The 19,765-nt window shown below is 50.4% G+C and carries 21 protein-coding genes and 1 tRNA gene; 14 read left to right on the plus strand and 8 right to left on the minus strand.

Features of this window, described 5'->3' with window-relative positions; all coding sequences use genetic code 11:
• Positions 1 to 4 precede the first annotated feature (4 nt).
• Together BN2154_RS03275 and BN2154_RS03280 are read left to right on the plus strand one after the other, a co-directional pair.
• A complete protein-coding gene (locus BN2154_RS03275) occupies positions 5 to 1,864 on the plus strand; it encodes an antirestriction protein ArdA (protein WP_050617412.1) in 1,860 nt (619 codons plus the stop codon).
• Between the two features lie 560 nt (positions 1,865 to 2,424).
• A complete protein-coding gene (locus BN2154_RS03280; protein ID WP_154666630.1) occupies positions 2,425 to 4,110 on the plus strand; it encodes a hypothetical protein in 1,686 nt (561 codons plus the stop codon).
• A 43-nt stretch (positions 4,111 to 4,153) separates the two neighbouring features.
• On the opposite strand, the gene BN2154_RS03285 is transcribed toward BN2154_RS03280, so the two are convergent.
• The 5 genes from BN2154_RS03285 to BN2154_RS03305 all read right to left on the minus strand — a co-directional run bounded on the left by BN2154_RS03285 (position 4,154) and on the right by BN2154_RS03305 (position 8,602).
• A complete protein-coding gene (locus tag BN2154_RS03285; protein WP_050617414.1) occupies positions 4,154 to 5,488 on the minus strand; it encodes a relaxase/mobilization nuclease domain-containing protein in 1,335 nt (444 codons plus the stop codon).
• Positions 5,449 to 5,778, minus strand: a complete 330-nt coding sequence (locus BN2154_RS03290; protein ID WP_050617415.1) for a plasmid mobilization protein — start codon at positions 5,776 to 5,778, stop codon at positions 5,449 to 5,451. The genes BN2154_RS03285 and BN2154_RS03290 overlap by 40 nt, the downstream gene beginning before the upstream one ends.
• Positions 5,779 to 6,019: 241 nt before the next feature.
• The gene (locus tag BN2154_RS03295; RefSeq protein ID WP_050617416.1) at positions 6,020 to 6,388 is read right to left on the minus strand and encodes a helix-turn-helix transcriptional regulator; all 369 of its coding nucleotides are present in this window, start codon (positions 6,386 to 6,388) and stop codon (positions 6,020 to 6,022) included.
• Positions 6,389 to 6,534: 146 nt separating this feature from the next.
• Positions 6,535 to 7,896: a sensor histidine kinase gene (locus BN2154_RS03300; RefSeq protein ID WP_050617417.1), complete on the minus strand. Its 1,362-nt coding sequence runs from the start codon at positions 7,894 to 7,896 to the stop codon at positions 6,535 to 6,537.
• 4 nt (positions 7,897 to 7,900) lie between these two features.
• Positions 7,901 to 8,602: a response regulator transcription factor gene (locus BN2154_RS03305; protein ID WP_050617418.1), complete on the minus strand. Its 702-nt coding sequence runs from the start codon at positions 8,600 to 8,602 to the stop codon at positions 7,901 to 7,903.
• Positions 8,603 to 8,756: 154 nt separating this feature from the next.
• Between BN2154_RS03305 and BN2154_RS03310 the strand changes: the two genes are divergently transcribed.
• From BN2154_RS03310 to BN2154_RS03335, 6 genes are read left to right on the plus strand one after another with little or no spacing between them, the layout of a single operon-like run.
• Complete coding sequence (locus BN2154_RS03310; protein WP_050617419.1) at positions 8,757 to 9,521, plus strand: ABC transporter ATP-binding protein; 765 nt, start codon at positions 8,757 to 8,759, stop codon at positions 9,519 to 9,521.
• The gene (locus tag BN2154_RS03315; RefSeq protein WP_050617420.1) at positions 9,518 to 10,243 is read left to right on the plus strand and encodes an ABC transporter permease; all 726 of its coding nucleotides are present in this window, start codon (positions 9,518 to 9,520) and stop codon (positions 10,241 to 10,243) included. The genes BN2154_RS03310 and BN2154_RS03315 overlap by 4 nt, the downstream gene beginning before the upstream one ends.
• A 16-nt stretch (positions 10,244 to 10,259) precedes the next feature.
• Positions 10,260 to 11,024, plus strand: a complete 765-nt coding sequence (locus BN2154_RS03320) for an ABC transporter permease (RefSeq protein WP_050617421.1) — start codon at positions 10,260 to 10,262, stop codon at positions 11,022 to 11,024.
• Between the two features lie 4 nt (positions 11,025 to 11,028).
• Complete coding sequence (locus BN2154_RS03325; RefSeq protein WP_050617422.1) at positions 11,029 to 11,325, plus strand: hypothetical protein; 297 nt, start codon at positions 11,029 to 11,031, stop codon at positions 11,323 to 11,325.
• A 10-nt stretch (positions 11,326 to 11,335) separates the two neighbouring features.
• The gene (locus BN2154_RS03330) at positions 11,336 to 11,827 is read left to right on the plus strand and encodes a hypothetical protein (protein ID WP_050617423.1); all 492 of its coding nucleotides are present in this window, start codon (positions 11,336 to 11,338) and stop codon (positions 11,825 to 11,827) included.
• 13 nt (positions 11,828 to 11,840) lie between these two features.
• Positions 11,841 to 12,188, plus strand: a complete 348-nt coding sequence (locus BN2154_RS03335) for a response regulator (RefSeq protein WP_050617424.1) — start codon at positions 11,841 to 11,843, stop codon at positions 12,186 to 12,188.
• Positions 12,189 to 12,320: 132 nt separating this feature from the next.
• Here BN2154_RS03335 and BN2154_RS03340 read toward each other — a convergent pair whose 3' ends face one another.
• On the minus strand, positions 12,321 to 13,196 hold the full coding sequence (locus BN2154_RS03340; protein WP_050617425.1) for an Rgg/GadR/MutR family transcriptional regulator: 876 nt from the start codon (positions 13,194 to 13,196) through the stop codon (positions 12,321 to 12,323).
• A gap of 126 nt (positions 13,197 to 13,322) precedes the next feature.
• Between BN2154_RS03340 and BN2154_RS15680 the strand changes: the two genes are divergently transcribed.
• From BN2154_RS15680 to BN2154_RS03360, 5 genes are all read left to right on the plus strand, one after another.
• Positions 13,323 to 13,469 (plus strand): hypothetical protein, encoded by a 147-nt coding sequence (locus tag BN2154_RS15680; RefSeq protein WP_154666632.1) that lies wholly within the window; start codon positions 13,323 to 13,325, stop codon positions 13,467 to 13,469.
• Between the two features lie 585 nt (positions 13,470 to 14,054).
• Complete coding sequence (locus tag BN2154_RS03345) at positions 14,055 to 14,486, plus strand: RNA polymerase sigma factor (RefSeq protein ID WP_050617426.1); 432 nt, start codon at positions 14,055 to 14,057, stop codon at positions 14,484 to 14,486.
• A 5-nt stretch (positions 14,487 to 14,491) separates the two neighbouring features.
• Positions 14,492 to 14,725: a helix-turn-helix domain-containing protein gene (locus tag BN2154_RS03350; protein ID WP_050617427.1), complete on the plus strand. Its 234-nt coding sequence runs from the start codon at positions 14,492 to 14,494 to the stop codon at positions 14,723 to 14,725.
• Positions 14,726 to 15,255: 530 nt separating this feature from the next.
• Positions 15,256 to 15,462, plus strand: a complete 207-nt coding sequence (locus tag BN2154_RS03355; protein ID WP_050617428.1) for a helix-turn-helix domain-containing protein — start codon at positions 15,256 to 15,258, stop codon at positions 15,460 to 15,462.
• Between the two features lie 21 nt (positions 15,463 to 15,483).
• On the plus strand, positions 15,484 to 16,878 hold the full coding sequence (locus BN2154_RS03360; RefSeq protein ID WP_193499870.1) for a site-specific integrase: 1,395 nt from the start codon (positions 15,484 to 15,486) through the stop codon (positions 16,876 to 16,878).
• A gap of 188 nt (positions 16,879 to 17,066) precedes the next feature.
• Here the strand turns inward: BN2154_RS03360 and BN2154_RS03365 are convergent.
• Both BN2154_RS03365 and BN2154_RS03370 read right to left on the minus strand, forming a co-directional pair.
• A tRNA-Arg gene (locus tag BN2154_RS03365) sits at positions 17,067 to 17,143 on the minus strand.
• Between the two features lie 290 nt (positions 17,144 to 17,433).
• Positions 17,434 to 17,673, minus strand: a complete 240-nt coding sequence (locus tag BN2154_RS03370; protein WP_050617429.1) for a hypothetical protein — start codon at positions 17,671 to 17,673, stop codon at positions 17,434 to 17,436.
• A 250-nt stretch (positions 17,674 to 17,923) separates the two neighbouring features.
• Here BN2154_RS03370 and typA point away from each other — a divergent pair, with 250 nt between their 5' ends.
• Positions 17,924 to 19,747 carry a translational GTPase TypA gene (gene typA, locus BN2154_RS03375; RefSeq protein WP_050617430.1) on the plus strand — a complete coding sequence of 608 codons (1,824 nt, stop codon included), beginning with the start codon at positions 17,924 to 17,926 and terminating at the stop codon, positions 19,745 to 19,747.
• Positions 19,748 to 19,765 lie beyond the last annotated feature (18 nt).

Consider the following 19,765-nt stretch of genomic DNA (forward strand, 5'->3'; position numbering starts at 1 on the left):
CGCTATGCCCCATTATGACTATGACAAAGATTATCCCTTTGCCGCCTTCATCACCAACCTGGGCAAGTACAACGAGGGCGCCCTTGTGGGCGAATGGGTGAAGTTCCCCACCACGACGGAGGAACTGAAAAAGGTCTTTGAGCGCATCGGGATCGGCGCGAAAGACGACTTCGGGCAGACCTATGAGGAATGGTTCATCACGGACTACGATTGCTATGTGGACGGCCTCTATGACCTGCTGGGTGAGTATGCCAACCTGGACGAGCTGAACTACCTGGCCTCCAAACTGGATGATATGAGCCAGGACGAATACGAGCGGTTCCAAGCGGCCATGGAGATCGGCGACCACACGGGCAGCATCCAGGAGCTTATCAACCTGACGGAGAACCTTGACTGCTACGACATTTACCCCGACATCCATGACCACGATGATCTGGGCCGGTATTATATCGAGGAACTGGACGCCATGCAGGTGCCGGAGCATCTGCGCAACTACATCGACTATGAGGCCTACGGGCGGGACATCGCCTTGGAGGAAAGCGGCCAGTTCACCGACCTTGGCTATGTGCGGGACACCGGGGACAGCTTCCATGAGTATTACGATGGCGAGCGCGGCAGCATCCCGGAGGAATACCGGGTGATGACCTTCCAGGATGACATCCCCGAAGAAGAAATTTCGGAATGGGCCATGGACCTTGCCTACGATATGGACGAGTTTTTCCGGCAGAACGATCCGCAGTATGCCGCCGAGCACCCGGAGGAACACGCGGCAAAGGAAGAAATCTACGAAAACCTGATGGCCGGGCGTATCTCCGCTCTGGACGAGAAGCTGGCCGCCCTGGGGCAGACCCAGGAGGACTATCTGCCTTCGGAGATTGAGAAGTTCAAGGACGCCACCGGCTATGAGGAATTTCTGGATGTGGACCCCCAGGCGATTCGGGAGGCCATCGAAAACCCGGATCAGTCCCATGTGGACGAGATGCTGTCCTTTGCGGAACAGGCAAACCGGGAGTATGAAGCGGAGTTGTACGGGCAGCAAGCGGCGCCCACCCCGGATGACCGAGAGACCGGCGAGACGGTGCAGACCCCCAGGGGCACCTTCCATGTAACGGATATGAGCCGGGAACAGATGGAGGCGGCCGGATACGGTTTCCACCACGAGTCCGAGGACGGAAAGTATCTCATCATGGCCAACGGCAGCCGCGCCTTTGCCATCCCCAACGGAGACGCCCACGAACATACCGCGCCGGAGAAGATGACCGTCCTGGTGGTGGAGCCCATGAAGGAGCCCTATGTGAAGGAGATCAACTCCGGCCTCCATGCGCTGCAAGCGGAGGTGGGCGGTGATATTGCCGCCTTCTATCCCTTTGACGATCCGGTAGGGCTGGTGCTGAACGATGAAGGCAAGCTCGTTGGCCTGGACCTGAACCGTTCCCTCCGGGACGAGCATGGGGAGATTTACGACATTGTGGCGGGCACCTTCCTAGTGGTGGGCCTGGGGCCGGAGAGCTTCGCGTCCCTGCCCCCGGACATGATCCAGAAGTACACCGAGCAATTCAAGCAGCCGGAGCTGTTCGCCAGCATCAACGGGCAGATCGTATCCGTTCCCGTGGAGCCGGAAAACCCGCTGCGCACGGCGGAAATGACCCTGGAGGACGACTATGGGATGATCGATGGGATCATCAACAACGGCCGCCGTGGTGAGGAATTGGAGAAAGCCCAGGCCGAGGCGCGCAGGACCACGCCGGAGAAAAAGCCCTCTATCCGGGAGCGGCTGGAGGATGCAAAACGGGAGTGCGCGGAACGGAAAGGCCTGGACAAGCCTGCCCCGCAGAAGAAGCCCCCGGAGCTGGGCGACTTATGAGCCGGAGCAAGAAATGGCGTCTGGAATGGGCGTTCTTCCTGGGCGAGAACGGCAGGCGCCAGTATAACAAGCTCTGTAAAGGCTGTGTCCATCCCTGCAAGCAGAGTTTCCGGGCAGTGGTGGTGTCCTGCCCGCACTATCTTTCCCGCCGCTCCAAAAAGTGCAGGAATTAGGGTTCGAAATGGGGAAAGAAACCGGCTACGGCGGCTTTCCCGTGTAGGGGCAGTATGATTTCCCGCGTGGGGCAATAGGGTATTTCTAAATAGGGGAAAAGTCGGATTTTCACCTTTTGTCAAGCAAAATGTGAGCGCCATCATCGGATTAAAGTTGTCCGATGGTGGCGCTCTTTTTTATTGTAAAATGCAGGAACTCTGATAAAATTATTAGTAAGGAATACTTTGTCAGTTATATCTTGAAAACTGTATAGCATTACACTTTTGCGATATTAGGTAATTTCTAGAGCAAGTATGTTGCCTTCCACATTTTGAAAACAATTTTACACTGCTTTTGGTAAGATTATGACAGTTTAATATAATAACAAATAGAATTGAGGGAATAACATGGAAATAAATCATCTTAGTTATGAGCCGCTTGCAGAGTATAGTGAAGTATTTGGACATGAAATGGACACCGTAGAGTTTGAAAATATGTTATCAAAAATAGGGTGTCAAAAGGCAATTGCTATCCTTTCTCGTTTTTCCTCTCTACACAATTCGGTATGCAGCCATGTATTAGAGGCTATTCGCTTAGACTGGAAGTTAAGAGCATTTCATTCAGGCCATATTCGTGAATTAGGTGGAAATTGGATGATATATAATCAGTTTAAAACAATTATGTGCCCTCAGTCTATCTTCTTGCTTGAAAAACTAGCGTTAATTTATTGCCCTGTAGAAGAACAATTGAGTCCAATAATACCGAATGATTTGCTTCTGATGATGGATGCACTTCTAGCCATTAATGATATGTTGCCCAAAGATGATGTGGACGGTCATGAAACAGAATACCTTTATTTAACACTCTATCATAATACACATAGGATTATAAAAAACCAAATCGCCCGCGCTTTCTATATATTTTCCACGATTGCAAAACGTGATCAAGAGACAATTGATTTTTTGAATCTCTATGAGGAGAAAAAGGGCTTTTCAGTTGAGGATCGGCTGGCAGTACTATTTAATTCTCTCGCATATATAATTCCTCAATTTACAGTTGAAGGAATGTTTGCTAAATTGCCGTGTATCAAGGCCGAGGGATTTGACGCAAAACAGTTAGCTTCTGTATATAAAAAAATAATGCGAAATATGTGTAGCGATTATGAAAAGGTTCAAAAACGAGTGTCTGGACTAGCCGCTCAAGTGTGGAATTTTGAGCCACTTTATCGCACACCATTTATAAAGATAGGAGACTGGCAGTTTGCATTCTCTGAAACAACTATCATATATCAAATGTGGGAAGGGCTCTATTGGGACATTCGCTTTTCTATCGGGGAAGATGGCGAAACTTTTATGACGCGTTTCGGAAAGCCTTTTGAGCACTACATACAAGAAATTACTTGTGCCGCAGCTAAAAACGCCGAAGAGAAATACTCCGTATTGTTTCAAAATGAGTTTCCATATATGTACAAAGGTGAAAGTAAAGCTTCATCAGATTGTTACTTCCGCATAGGCAATGTTCTGATTGCTGTTGAGGCTAAAGCCAAGAGTCCACATTCTGATACATTAACCGGTGTTTCACGCGAAGCTATCAATACAGAAGTAAATGAATTGATGGTAGATCCAGTAATTCAGGTATTAACTCGTTTAAATGAAATAAACTCCGATGATAACAATATTCCAGAAGAAACCTTAAAGTTTTTTTTCGGTGTTGAGCAAACAATCATTCTTTCTGTGAGCATGGAGAAAGTACAGCCTATAGGTGAATTGTTATTTGACTTTGATGCACAAGTCAAGCAACACTTGTCTCACACCAATGTTGTTTGCTATCATAACATTAGCGTTGAGGATTATGAGGTTGTTTGTAATCTAATAGAGAACTGCCCAGATGAATTACCTACAATTCTTACTTCTTGGTATAAGGATCAAAGAGTAGATAAACGTAGTGCAGTAGTATTAGTTAATTATCTGTCTAGCTATGGTAAACAGTATGTTTGCTCTCAATATATTTCAGACCTATTTGCAAGGTCTTTAAGCGAAATATCATTGAGAACATTTGGCAAAGACATTACTTCGAATTTAAATATTCAATAATAGCTAATACATACGAAATATTTTAACCAGCTTTAGAGTTTCATTACAGTTCTAACTCTTTTTCTGGCTTGTGTTTTGGTTGAGATAATATCCTTATGTTCCGATGGAGTGTGTCGTATTCCTTTTCCTCCCGCTGTATCTTCCGAAGTTCTGCTTGCAGGGCGGTCTTGCGGGCAGTGAGCTCATTTAGTTCCGCTTTCAACTTTTCGGTGGAAGGAAGTTTGGCGAGCCCGGCCTTCTTGATTTCCCTGGCTGCCGCCTCAAACAAGATGATTTCGCTCTCAAAACCACGCAGGAACTTTTCCTTGTCCTTTGACGCCTTATAGCGGTCATAGACGGGCTTCAGTTTGCGGTAGGTGTCGATCTGCTTTCCCAGGAGGGCAACGTCGGCGATCCGCTGCTCCGTATCCCGTAGGCTCTCCCTAGTATGGATGGAGGCAGCGGCAACGGCGTCGCACCGTTCCACTAATTCCTCATAGGTGTTGATGCCATGTTCGGTGAGAAAGTTCATGGTGGCCGCCGCCCGTTTCAGATTCTCAATAGTCGCCCACCGCTGGTATCCGGCACTCTGCTGGGCCTTGATGTTGTTCTGAATGTCAATGAGCAGACTGACCTTCCCGCTGCGCTGCCGGGGCTGCCTGGAGGGGCGGGGCCCTCCGGCGATCCGGGAGACAACGGCTTCTTCCGTGTAATCGGCACCCAGAGTTTTGAGTCGGGTAAACCGCTCCTGGTCCGGTGCCCTAGCGGAGATATACTTTCCCCGCTTGATTTCGTACCCTTCCCGTTGCAACCTGGCAAGCAAATCTTCCAGGCTGGAGGAAACGGGGATCAGCCGGTCGATGGCGGCTTTCAGCTTTGCCTTGTAGCTGGTGCCGTTCTGTGCGGCCTGATGCTCAATGTAGCTCTTGCCCTTATCCTGGCCGGGGACGATGACGGACAAGCCGTGTTCTTTGCAGAGCCGGTCGCTGGCTCGGCGTATCTCATGGTAGCTGCGCTTGTTGGAATGGTAGTGCTTGTGGTCGGTGAAGCTGACCGCATTGAAGATCAGATGATTATGAATATGCCCCTTGTCGATATGGGTGGTAAGTACAAACTCGTACTTGCCACCCAATATTTCTTTTGCCAACTGCATCCCGATCTCATGGGCTTCCTCGGCGGAGACCTCCCCAGGCTCAAAGGCTTGGATCAGGTGGCGGCCTAGGTGTGTGCCTTTGTCGATGGAATGGCGGCGTGTCCATTCAAATTCAATGTCGGCGGTCTCGGCGGCGCAGCCAAAGGAGGACACCAGCAGCTTTCCGTCCGTCTTGTCAGGGTTGCAGATATAGTCAATGGCCGCTTTCAGCGTTGACTTAATAGGATGCGTCTTTGTAACTGCCATATCTGATCCAGCCTTTCCCGGATTTCCTCCATGTCGGCCTGATAGGTGGGGCCACCGGCGTTGACTCGCTTGGCGATCTGATTGATGTTCCGGCCAATGGCGGACAGGAGCTGGTTCATCTCCTTGATGTCCCTAGTGTCCACATAGATGATATATCCGTCAATTGCCATCTTCCGCAGGTAGGCGCCAATCCGCTTTGTCTGGAGCTGGGCCATCTTCTGCTCAATTAGGTTGCGTTCTTCCGCTGTTACCGGGCAGCGCAGGATGATGGGGCGTTTTCGATTTACCATAGGGCGGCACCGTCCTTTCTGCATAAGGGTTTGGGACTATCCCAACAAGCAATTTTGTGTTTAGGGGCAAGGGGTTCCCTAAAGCAAAATTCGCAAGTGTGGCCACACTTGCTGTGCTTGCTCTACGCTCCTTCCCTCGTAAATACAATGCCGGAAATACCTTTATCTGCCCGCAAAATCCCGGATTTTTCACAAAGAAAAGGGCGGCAAAGCCGCCTTGGAAAACGAAAACAGAGGGTGCTCACACACCCTCCGTTTCATCTGCTGATTTTTCAGTTTTCAGCGCCCCGTCAAGCGCACCTTCGATGACGGTCAAATACTGCTCCGGACAGAGTTTCAGTTTGTGGCTGATACGCTGTCTCTGTGTGCTTTCCTCCCGCATGACCTCTGGATTGAAGTACCGTTCTACGGGAAGTCCGCACACTTTGATAAGCTGTATGATAACCGGTAAGCTGGGGATCGTACCTTCGTTCTCGATATTTGCAAGATACCGGGAGTCGATGTTGACGATCTCCGCCAATGTTCTGCGCGACAGATGCTTTACGCTCCGTGCAGCTTTTACATCGGCACCGAAAGTTTCAAAACCGGGGCAATCTTTGACATTCGCCATATAGCATCACCCACTTACATTGTATATTTCATACTTTGCCCGTGGAATGTTGCTATATGTGTTATATCTGCATTTTATTATTCATACTAGAAACGCCAGACAGGGAGTTTTTCGTTTCCTGCCTGGCGCTTTTCATTATGTAAGCTCTATTGCATTGGAAAGGATATAGTCGCCCGGCATCCATGCGGTTGAGTGTTGACAAGTTCAAAATACCCTTGATGCGCTGCGGCGACTTGTTGGACAATCAGCAACCCAAGTCCATGCCTCAAATCAAGCCGCTCATCTGTACTTTCCATATAATGCGGCTTTTCCTCCAACTCGTGCAGCTTTTCCTCAGACAGACCTATTCCGTTATCCGTAACCGTCAAGATAAGCTGGTTTTTTGATGCCGCAAGAGAAAGGCAGATTTCACAGCCCTGCGGGTTGTGTTTCATGCTGTTCTGGACAAGGTTGTTCACCGCACGTGAAATCAATCTGGCATCACATTCCAGCACAGTATTTTCAGCCTCGGGAGCAATCTCAATTCCAATATTGTAGCTATCGGAGATTCCTGTGTTCAACAGGTCAGCTACATAGGAGCGCAGCAGTTTAGATAAGCGAACCACTTCCTTATGAAGCGGCTGCATTTCATATTCCAACTGCGATACTAAATTCAAATCCTGTACCAGTTCTTTGATCCGTACACTTTGCTTCCGTACTATTTCCGCCTGTTCTCGGATGGTTGTGCTGGCAGTTTTATCTTCCGCAATACGGCCCGCATACCCCATAATCATGGAGAGAGGTGTGCGGATGTCATGAGAAACGCCGCTGATCCAGTTAGCTCGTGCCTCATTTTGTCTATTCAAAATGGAAGAAGCTTTGTTTACACTGCTTGCAATTTCCGACAGTTCACCGCTGATATGAAGTGAAACTGGCTTCCCGTCTGCCAGGGTTTCCACAGCGGACACAATCGGTTCTGTATTATGAATGATTCTGCGTTTGGAAAAATAGTAGGCCAAAAAGAGACACAACACATCCAATCCCAACATTCCCAGCACAAAGGCGGGGAGCCTTCGAAGCGCCGCAATGGAATAATAATTGTTGGTGAGTTTTGTATAGCTGTCTTTTGGATAACCCAACACCAACAGCCCATCATCGGTGTTCCAGACAAAAACCGGGTAATCCTCAATATACCCTTTTGAAAATAGTGCGACATCTTGAATGGTGTAACTTTCCGGCACATTTTCCGGCAAATCAACCGACCAATAGCACTGTCCATCAGCGTTTAAGTAGATTGCCCAAATATCATTCTGCCGGAGCTTTTGCACCGCTTCAACCGATAATTGTTCCGGCGTAGCGGCGGCAGCAGTCATTTCCAACATGGATTGCGGAGAGGAATCGCCATAATCCTCGGTCACAATCTTTTGAAAAGTAAGACCGAATACTACTGCATTAAGAAAAAGCAATATCAGGATAAAGGCAGCGAAAGACACAAGATGTTTAGATATATAATGTGCAAATGATCTCATGGCATCACTTCCTTGCTATTAGCTTATAGCCTAACCCTTTAATGGTTATCAGAGATACAGGTTTTGACGGGTCGGTTTCAATCTTTTCCCGGACGCGCCGGATATGAGCATTGAGACTGTTTTCGTAGCCAAAAGGATTGTCCCCCCAGAGGGCTTCACAAAGCGAATCTACGGTAACGATCTTTCCGGCATTACGGGCAAGGGTTTCGAGCAGGGTGTGCTCTTTGGCGGTCAGTGAAATGGTTTCGCTGCCTTTGTGAACTTCGGCCCGGCTGAAATCAATCGTACATCCATCTAAAACAAGCAGCGGTGAATCCTCTTTATAAGTTCGACGCAGTACCGCATAGATACGCAGTAACAATTCCTGCGGCATAAAAGGCTTTGAAATGTAATCATCTGCACCAAGCCCCAATCCCGATAATTTGTCTGCGGCCTCGTCCTTTGCTGTTAAGAAAATGATCGGCACATTGGTAAAGGTCCGAAGCTGCTGCATCAGAGAAAATCCGTCCCCATCTGGCAGCATGACATCCAAAACGATTAAATCAGGATTTTCATTTTTTGTGGTCAGGACAGCGTCTTTAACCGACATAGCAGTAAGAACAGTTTCAAATCCTGCATCTTTCAATATATCTGTTACCATCTTCAATAACTCCTGCTCATCATCTACCAGCAGGAGTCTTTTTCTATGCAAAAAGGAATTATCCATAGAATTATCTCCATTCAACTTCTTTGTTCCCATTATATCATGGGGATTTTGTTCTGCGGAGCCCCTCTGCAAAAAGTAAGGTAAAAGTAAGGACGGGAGAATGTAGATGTCAGGTTGAAGTCGTACCATAAAAGCATCGAAAGGAGATGTTTCTATGGACTATATCATCACAACGGAACAGTTGACCAAGAAGTACAAGAACTTCACTTCGGTCAACCATGTTTCGCTTCATATTCGCAAGGGCAGCATTTATGGGTTTCTCGGCCCCAATGGTGCAGGAAAATCCACGACCATGAAAATGCTGCTGGGTCTGACCGCACCGACAAAGGGTAGCTTTACCATTGATGGGAAGCAGTTTCCGAATGACCGGATTTCCATTCTCAAAGAGATCGGCTCTTTCATCGAAGCGCCGTCTTTCTACGCGAACCTCACCGGGCGGGAAAATCTTGATATTATCCGCCGCATTTTGGGACTGCCGAAAGCCGATGTGGAAGATGCGCTGGAGCTGGTGGGGCTGACCGAGTTTGGTGACCGGCTGGCAAAGAAGTATTCGCTGGGAATGAAGCAACGCTTGGGCCTTGCCGGGGCGCTCTTGGGGCGTCCGCCGATTCTGATTCTGGACGAACCCACCAACGGCCTTGACCCGTCCGGTATCCACGAAATCCGCAATCTGGTAAAATCCTTGCCCAGCCTTTACGATTGCACGGTGCTGATCTCGTCCCATATGCTGTCTGAAATCGAATTGATCGCGGACGACATTGGGATTCTCAACCACGGGCGGCTGCTGTTTGAGGGCAGCATGAATGATCTGCGTCAGTATGCTCTGCAATCCGGTTTCGCAGCGGACAATCTGGAAGATGTGTTCCTTTCTATGGTTGAGAAGGACAACATGGACAGAAAGCAGAGGGCGAAATTATGAAAACGCTGGCAATCGAACTTCGGAAAGAAAAGCGAACCGGCGTGATTCCCGTGCTGCTGGCCGTTGGTGTCTTGGGAGCCGCCTACGCATTTGTCAATTTCATTGTGCGGAAAGATACGCTTCTGAATCTGCCGCTGGCTCCGATGGATGTCTTGTTGACCCAGCTCTACGGCATGATTATGGTGCTGAACCTGTTCGGTATCGTGGTTGCTACCTGCATGATCTACAACATGGAATTTAAGGGGAGCGCAGTTAAGAAGATGTATATGCTTCCCGTAAGTGTCCCGGCCATGTACCTGTGCAAATTCCTGATTCTGACGGTCATGTTTTTGGTTGCAATAGTACTGCAAAATCTGGCTCTTGCACAGATCGGTATGACGGATTTGCCGGACGGAGCGTTTGAGATGGGTACGCTGGTACGCTTTGCCGGATACTCTTTTCTCACATCTATGCCGGTGCTGTCGTTTATGCTGCTGATTTCCTCGCGCTTTGAAAATATGTGGGTGCCGCTTGGAATTGGTGTCGCCGGTTTTCTAAGTGGTATGGCTCTTGCAAATTCGGGGCTGACGCTTTTGCTGGTGCATCCTTTTGTGATTATTCTGAAACCAGCAGTAGCCATGAGCGCCCAGCCTGATCCGACGGTTGCTCTTGTCGCTTTGGCGGAAACGCTGTTGTTCCTTGCTGTGGGCTTGTGGCTGGCGAAGTACAGACGCTACGAGTAAGGAGGGATAATAAGAAATGAGCTTTTTGGATTTACTCAAAATCGAGTTTATGAAAGTAAAACGCTCCAAAATCGTACCCCTGATTTTCATTGCACCTTTATTGGTGGTGGTTTCCGGGGTTGCGAGTTTGAGCAACTACTTTACACCGGAATACACCAATGCGTGGCCTGCCATGTTCATTCAAAGTGCGCTTGTTTACGCCTACTATCTGCTCCCGTTCAGTATGATTGTAGTCTGCGTGATGATCGCAGGGCGAGAAACAGGAAATAACGGGATTCTGAAAATGCTGGCGCTGCCGGTCAGCCGCTACACATTATCCATTGCAAAGTTCTGTGTGCTTACCTTTTATCTGTTCATGGAAATGGTGGTATTTCTCGTCGTGTTCGTAATTGCCGGGTTGATTGCAACACAGACAATGGGGGTCACAGAGACCCTGCCAATCCTGTATCTTCTGAAATGGTGCTTGGGGCTGTTTCTGACTATGCTGCCGTGCATTGCGGCTATGTGGGCCATCACCGTGCTGTTTGAAAAGCCGCTTCTTTCTGTGGGATTAAATTTGCTGCTTGTGATTCCTGGTGTATTGGTTGCAAATACGCCGCTGTGGATCGCCTACCCGTACTGTTACAGCGGTTATCTCGTTTCCTGCTCTCTCCATGACTTTACAGCAGAAACTTCCGACGCCGCTTTTTCGATGTTTCCATTCCTGCCGTGCGCAATTATAGTGTTTGGCCTGTTTTTTGCGCTGGCTGTCACCCAATTTGGGAAAAAAGAAATGAGGTAAAACTATGGAAAAGAAAAAACTTCAATCAGTTAGTATCGCTGCGCTCATTGTGAGCATCCTGCCGCTGGCGGCTCTTGCCCCATCGCTTCTGCACATTTCGCTGTCGGACGGAGTCCGAACCGCTTGGGCCGGAGCCAATATCGTTTTTGTCCTGCTGGGCCTGATCCTTTCGGTGGTATGTGTGCGGAGCAAGGAAAGCCGCAGCGTTATCAATATCGCATCCACGGTAATCAGCGCGTTTTGGGCACTGCTGATGGTGGGAATTGTTGCGCTTGCCATGTTCCTTACTTTCGTTCAGTGAGGAAATTGCTATGCGAAAAATTGGCAAAATTATTGGGTGTTGCCTGATTGCTGTTTCTTTACTGGCCTGTACTGCCTGCTCCGGCCTCGACAGGTTAAGTGAAAATCTCAGGGAAGGAGCAGAGCAATTAGGTGATGATGTAGTGATTGGGAAAAGCAACGCTCTTATAACCCCTTATCAGTCTTTTGAGGGCAGCCGGACTTCGGACAACGATGCTTTTCTGGCCACCTATGACGCTTCTGTAACTGGATTTAACGGACAGGATATTTTGGTTGCTGACACCGACCTCAAGGAAAATGAGTGCCGTGAAATTGTAATCCGATACCAGTTTGATTCTCTTGATGGGGACTGTCAACTCATTTACATCTCCCCGGACTTGGAGGAGCAAGTACTTTCTGAATCTGCCAGTGGAAGCGTTGCCGTTCAGCTTCAAGCTGGAGCGAACTACATCGGAATCACCGGCACAGACTATTCGGGCGCGATCCAGATTACTGTGGGATAAACGATAGAATGATATGAAACGAATATTGATAGTGGATGATAACACGGAATATCTGCAAGTCCTGTCATCTGTGTTATCGGGCGATTTTGATACGATTAAGGCCACGGGCGTCAAGGAAGCATTGGACATACTTCAAGCAGTCACAGTTGATGCAATCTGTTCCGATTTCAACATGAAAGATGGCACGGGGTTGGATTTGCTTGAAAAAATCCGTCATAAAGGTTTGAGAACGCCTTTTCTGCTAATGTCTGGCGATGACAGTAGAACATTAGAGCAAAAAGCCAAACTGTACTATGGTAGTTTCTGCTGCAAAACGGATTTTAATTTAGTTGGAAAAATTAAAGCCTTAGTGAGTAACTAAATAAAGATACCATCTGCCGGACGACGGCAAAAGAAAAAAGCCGCCGCTTTTCTTTGCCCGGCACAGGATCGGCGGCCCACGGAGGGAGCCGCCATGCTAATATACCCTGTTTTTCAAAAGTATAGCTTGTTCCTATGGGTTTTGCAAAAGTTCAAGCCCAATGTCCATTTGCTCAACCATGAAATCATTGCCGCATAGATGATAGATTTGCTTTGCTTTTTTGATTTTTGATAAGCCGGATTGCGGATTACCTGTTGCATAGTTTAGCAAACCGTCATAATAAAGCATTGGAACTTTCCAAGATAGCATATTAGGATCAATCGTTAACTCTTGCAGTTTGTCAATCGCTTTTTCTGCAATGGTATATTGCCTGGTGCGAATCAGTTGATAGAGATTGTTCACTAACAAATGAGATAGGTATACCTGATAATCTGGATGCGCTTTATACTTTTCTAAGGTTTCCCATGCAGTAAGGAAAAGTGAGGTTTTCACATCACCATTCTCAAATATAAAGCTCATATCTGAAAATATACGAAATTCAGACAATGACCAAGTTTCCACATCAAAAAGATACTTCTGAATGTAGCTCTTGGCTACTTGATACTCGGATGAATTTTGATAATCAGGATCTCCATATACAGATCTTAATGCTACTATTTCTGCGTGTTGTAATCTGCTGGATGAAGTTTTATTTGCCTTCATTTCATCATAGAATTTCTTTTCTATATCGGCAGAGTATGATGGATCATTTTTTATTCGCTCAAGATTAACATTCAGCAAAGGTTCATGGCAAGGTGTTGTTTTGTACTGGCTATGTATCAGAAGAAGTTCATCCACGGAAATCATTAGCCTATCCAAAATTTTCAGCATGAGATTAAACTTGATGTCATACATTCCCTTCTCAAAATCAATGGCAAAGGACTTACTCAAAATGCCGGTATATATTTCTTTATGAGAAAAGCCCTTGCTTAATCTAATCTTACGAATCGTGATACCGTATGTTTCCATAAATCTCACCTCTTACTTGACTAATACCCATTATATCACATCCAAGCAAAAATGGTCTGAATACTCGGACTTATTTTGCGCTGATAGCTAAGACTTTTATAATGAGGGAGAAAGGAGGTGCTGCAAATGAAAAAAAGCACTATCCCCGGAACAAAAATCATTAAGGTTGTTGCCGGGAAGAATGGCAGTGAAGAAAAGCTGCGAAAAGATTTGGAGAAGATCGGCAAAATTGAACTCTTAGGGAAAGCGTTAAAAAGTGTTTTTTCGCTGTGAGTTGTTCCAACATTACCAGGCAACCGTATCTATGAGCTGCTAAATGTGTGGCTGCTATTTTACATTCCTTGCATTGGAGATAGGAAGTTATACAAGAACTTAAATATCAAAGAATCTGCCGGACGACGGCAAAAGAAAAAAGCCGTCGTGCAGCAGCCCTATTGACACGCCCATACGTTCAGCGGCGGCTTTGAGAAATCAAGGCCGCCGTTTCCTTTTGCCCTGACAGCTCACACGGCGGCATAGAAGGAGGATGCTGCCATGCTGCGCCGGATGCTGTCCCCGCCTGATCTGACAAGGGCCAGCCGCTCAAGAAAAGCTCGTTCCAGTCGGCGGAGATGTTCGGCCATGAGTGTGAACTATACCATGTAAACAATCTGCATATCACTTGCTATTGCGCCCGGTGGGTCTGTGACCTGCCGGGCGCTTTTTGTGATTTCCTGCGGTCGGGCTGGCTGGCTGTTGATTTTCTCAAATTTTCTTCAAAAAGGAGGCGCTTAGCGGGCAGAACACGCTCTCGCAGGATTGGTAGTAGCGGAAAGGGAGAGAACCACCTGATCCCCCCATGGAAAGGGGGTGAAACTGATGGAATCTAACCCCCGCGACTATGGCGAGCAATGCCGGTTCGATGCTTTTTGCAAGAAGGTATTGCGAAACGAGGCCAGAGCCTACCTGCGGAACATGAAACGCCAAAGAGAGCGTGAAGCCTTCTTTAGCGACTTGTCCCAGGCGGAGCTGGACAAGCTCTGCGTCGTGGATTGTTACCCCAGCGACAGCATTGTGTTCTCGTCGCACGGCTACGATCTACATATCGACAACGAGCTTGTGGCCGAGGCTTTCTCCGCTTTGCCGCACACGGAGCAGAGCATTTTGATTTTGCACTGCACCCTGGGCCTGGCAGACGGTGAGATCGGCAATCTCGTTGGGATGTCCCGTAGCGCCGTTCAGCGGCACCGGACGAAGGCGCTGCAGGAGCTGCGCGAAGCATTGTCGGCGCTGATGCCGAAAGGAGGCTGAGGAAGATGACAGAGCCCATCCACAAGGGAAAGGACCTGCCGCCCGTTTGGGTGATTCACGCGGCCTCCGGCGGTGACAGCGAGGCCATGGAGCAAGTGCTGCGGTACTACGACGACTATATGAGCCGCCTGTGTACCCGTACTCTCTATGACAAGGACGGAACCCCTCATGTGTGCGTGGATACCCACATGAAACGCTGTCTGGAAATCCGACTGATCCGGGCCGTGATGCGCGCCTGATCCTTTCAGCCCTGGCAGAAGGCAAGCGGCTTACCCTTTCCTCCTTTGCCGATGCCGGGGACTGACCCCACCTTGACAAAGAAAGCCTTCGGGCAGCATAAGGCAGACGGATACGATCTGTCTGTGTGGAGCCGGTCGGCCGGTGCGCCATGAAGTCTGTTGCAAGTCCGCAGGACGGGACCCCTACCAAACAGGTGAGCGACAAAACCAGGCCGCGAAACAGGTGTGGCAGCCTGTGGGCGAGGATGCACAGACAGGATAATGAGACTCCCGCGTTGAACGCCCTCAAAGCATTGCGCGGCGCACCCATCAGCATGGGCCGGGGTGAAATTCCCGTGGAGCTGTAGCCAGCAGCCATCCGTTTTTTTGCCTCTTTTATTTTCAGATAAATCTTCTGCTTTTCTGTTTACGGATAATTCGTAAACTTTCCATTAGCAGCAGACAAACCCGAAATGGCGCGGTACAATGAGGGTGGAAGTTATGAATGAACACCCTTTTGTGTGCCGTTTCTGACTGGAAAGGAGGCTGCCGTGTCAGAAATTCAGAACGGTACGGAGAGAAGGCCTTTGGAGTGCCGCACCTATACGGTCAACGAGGTTGCCCGTATATTGGGTGTCAGCCGGACACAGGCATACCGCCTTGTGCAGGAGGGCCTTTTCAAAAGCGTACGAATTGGTAACGCCATACGAATTCCCAAGCGGTCGTTTGACAAGTGGCTGGAGCCGCTTGATCTGTGACATCAGAAAGGAAGGTTCGTTATGGCATCTATCATCAAGAGAAAGAAAAACTATTCTATTGTTTATACCTATGTAGACGAGAACGGCGAGACCAAGCAGAAGTGGGAAACCCGCACTTCCTACCAAGAGGCATTGAAGCGCAAGGCAGAGATTGAGAGTCAGAAAAGCTCCAACTCCTTCCTTCCGCCCACCAATCAGAATATTGCGGAGTTCCTGTCCGACTTCGTTTCCCTATACGGCGAAAAGCGGTGGGGCGTATCCATGTATGACAGCCAAAACTCGCTGATTGCCAACTACATCAACCCTATCATCGGGGACATGAAGGTGCAGGACATCACCACGCGGGTGGTGGACAAGTACATCCAGACCTTGCAGAAAACCCCCGCGGTGAACACCAGGACGCATCACGCCAAAACGGAGTTCGTGACCAACGCCACCATCGAGAAGATCATCAAACTTCTCCGTTGTGCCTTCAAGCAGGCAGTTCGGTGGGAGCTGGTTGCCAAGAACCCCTTTGACAATGTGGTTCTGCCCAAAGTGGAATACAAGAAGCGGGACATCTGGACCGCCGATATGATCCGCACCGCCCTGGACCAGTGTACGGACAGCAAACTCTATGTGGCAATGAATCTGGCCTTTGCCTGTTCGCTGCGTATGGGTGAGATTCTGGGGCTGACCTGGAGCAACGTCCACATCTCCGATGAAGAAATCGCCGATGACAACGCCTATGTCTACATCGACAAGGAGCTGGCGCGGGCCTCCAAGCGGGCCATTGAGATGCTGGGGCAAAAGGACATCTATCATGTGTTCACGCCGCTGTTTCCAAACACCAGCACCAGGATCATTTTGAAGAAGCCCAAGACCGATTCCAGCATCCGCAAGGTGTGGCTGCCCAAGACCCTGGCGTATATCTTGCGGGAATGGAAATCCGCACAAGATGAGCTGCGGGCGCTGCTCCGCGACGAGTATCAGGACTACGACCTGGTGGTGGCACTGGCCAATGGCCGCCCCTGTGAGGACCGTATCATCCTGAAGTCGTTTGAGAAGCTGCGGGAGAAAGCGGGGCTGCCCAAAGTGGTCTTTCACTCCCTACGCCATTCCAGTACCACCTATAAGTTAAAGCTGAACCACGGCGACCTGAAGGCCACCCAGGGTGATACGGGCCACGCTCAGATCGACATGATCACCAGCGTGTATGCGCACATTCTGGACGAGGACCGCAAGATCAACGCCCAGAAGTTTGAGAGCGCCTTCTATGCCAATCCTGACCTGCGTTCGGTTCGGCCCCCGGAGGAACCGAAGGAACCGGCGCCCGCCACATTGGATTTGGAGGCCCTGGTAGAACAGCTTCGCAAGTCGCCGGAACTGGCCAACACACTGGCCGCATTGCTGGCGTCGGCCCCATCCGAAAAATAGGGCGGGAAAATCGTATTAGCAAATCGACGTTTTTTATTAGCAAGGTCAGAAAAATAGTTCGAAGCCAATTAGCAGGCATACAGCGGAAAATGTATAAAATTGTTCCGGCGGAGTGGCAAGAACGCTCTGAGGAAATGATAACAAAAGCCGCTGTAAACCATCAAAAAACGGCTTACAGCGGTCATTTTTGGCACCCCCGGCTGGGTTCGAACCAGTGGCCTGTCGCTTAGGAGGCGACCGCTCTATCCAACTGAGCTACGGGGGCTTATACAGAAAATATTCAATTTTGCAGGGCTCCAGGATTCGAACGATTCGATTTTTAGGAGGCGGACCCTCTATCCTGGTGAGGTACGGGGGCATATACAGAAATTATTCAACTATGAAGGGCTCCGGGGTTCGAACGATTCAATTGTTAGGAGGGGTATGCTCTATCCTATTGAGCTACTGGCGCATATGGACAACTGCCCGGATATTGTAACCCAAATCCGGGCGGCTGTCAACGCCGCATCCCGTCAAAAAGTGCCCGGCCCATCGGCCACCAGGCCCTTTTCCTTTTTACAACGCGTCCCCCGCAGCTCGGGGCGCCGGGGCCTTGGGCGCCGCCTCGTCGGGGATCTCCACGTCCTCCTGCTCCGCCCTCCAGAAGGTTACCCCGGATGGAGTACCGGTCAGCCCCCGACTGGCGGGGTCCATCTGATTGAGCCGCTCCGCCGCGGCCACGCCGCCGATCAGCAACAGCGCCAGCAGGCAACTGGCGATGAGCTTTTTCCGTCTGTCGTTCCGGTCTTTTCCCATGATAAGCCCGCCTTTCTCCGTCTCGCCTCCATATTTGATTGTAAGTATAGCACGCCACAGTCACATTGTGGTTATATGTTACTGATTAATATAAATATTCTGTTTCTTTTTAATATATGTAACATTCTTTGTTTCGCTCTTTTTTTGACAATCAAAAGAAAAAAGTTGCCTTTTTCCCCCGGACAGGATATAATATGGGGTCGGAAATTTGGAATGACATTGGAATCGCAGTCTATAAGAGGTGCTGAAATTGCAGAACACACACTTAAGAAACATTGCCATCATCGCCCACGTTGACCACGGCAAGACCACTCTGGTGGACGAGATGCTCAAGCAGGGCGGCATTTACCGGGAGAACCAGGCCACCGTGGAACGGGTCATGGACTCCAACGACCTGGAGCGGGAGCGGGGCATCACCATCCTGGCCAAGAACACCGCCGTCCACTATAAGGACGTGAAGATTAACATCGTGGATACCCCGGGCCACGCCGACTTCGGCGGCGAGGTGGAGCGTATCCTGAAGATGGTCAACGGCGTCATCCTGCTGGTGGATGCCGCCGAGGGCCCCATGCCCCAGACCCGCTTCGTGCTGTCCAAGGCTCTGGAACTGGGCCACCGGGTCATCGTGGTCATCAACAAGATCGACCGCCCCGACCAGCGCATCCACGAGGTCTGCGACGAGGTGCTGGAGCTGTTGATGGACCTGAACGCCACCGAAGAGCAGTTTGATTCTCCCACGCTGTTCTGCTCGGGCCGCCAGGGCACGGCCTCTTACTCTCCGGAGGTGGCCGGCACCGATCTGGCCCCCCTCTTCGACACCATCCTGGACTATATCCCCGGCCCCGAGGCCGACGAGGACGCCCCCTTCCAGATGCTGGTCTCCTCCATCGACTACAATGAGTTTGTGGGCCGCATTGCCGTCGGACGCATCGAGCGGGGCACCATCAAGCAGAATCAGGAGATCGCGGTGTGTAACTTCCACACCCCGGACGACGCCCCCCAAAAGGCCAAGGCCGTCTCCCTGTACCAGTTCGACGGACTGGGCAAGGTCCCGGTGACCGAGGCCACCGCCGGCAACATTATCGCCATGAGCGGCATTGGCGACATCACCATCGGCGACACCATCTGCGCCCCCGACGCGGTGGAGCCCATCGAGTTCGTCAAGATCTCCGCTCCTACCATCGAGATGACCTTCTCGGTGAACGACTCCCCCTTTGCCGGCCGGGAGGGCAAATTCGTCACCTCCCGCCAGCTTCGGGAGCGGCTGTTCCGTGAGACGCTGAAGGACGTGTCCCTCCGGGTCACCGAGACCGCCAACACCGACTCCTTCAACGTGGCCGGCCGGGGCGAAATGTCCCTGTCCATCCTCATCGAGACCATGCGCCGGGAGGGCTACGAATTCCAGGTCTCCCCCCCGCGGGTGCTCTATCAGGAGATCGACGGCCAGAAGTGCGAGCCCATCGAGCGGCTGGTGGTGGACGTGCCCGCCGAGGCCGTGGGCTCGGTCATCGAGAAGATCGGCGCCCGGAAGGGTGAGATGGCCGAGATGACCCCCGTGGGCAACCGGATGAAGGTGGAGTTCCTGGTCCCCGCCCGGGGCCTGTTCGGCTACCGCAATGAGTTTTTGACCGACACCAAGGGTGAGGGCATCATGGCCTCGGTCTTTGAGTGCTACGCCCCCTTCAAGGGGGAGGTGACCCGGCGGAATACCGGCAGCCTGGTGGCCTTTGAGACCGGCGAGGCCGTGACCTACGGCCTGTTCAACGCCCAAGAGCGGGGCGCGCTGTTCATCGGCGCGGGCGTGCCCGTCTACGCCGGCATGGTGGTGGGTGAGACCCCCAAGAACGAGGACATCTCGGTCAATGTGTGCAAGAAGAAGCAGCTCACCAACATGCGGGCCTCCGGCTCGGACGAGGCCCTGCGGCTGACACCCGCCCGGCAGATGAGCCTGGAGCAGTGCTTGGAGTTCCTGGCGGACGACGAGCTGCTGGAGGTCACTCCGGAGAACCTGCGGCTGCGCAAGCGGATTCTGGACCACGGCGATCGGATGAAGGCCCTCAAGGGCGGCAAATAAACCAGCAAAAAAACGGCG

This window comes from Intestinimonas massiliensis (ex Afouda et al. 2020) (assembly GCF_001244995.1).
Taxonomy (GTDB): domain Bacteria; phylum Bacillota; class Clostridia; order Oscillospirales; family Oscillospiraceae; genus Intestinimonas; species Intestinimonas massiliensis.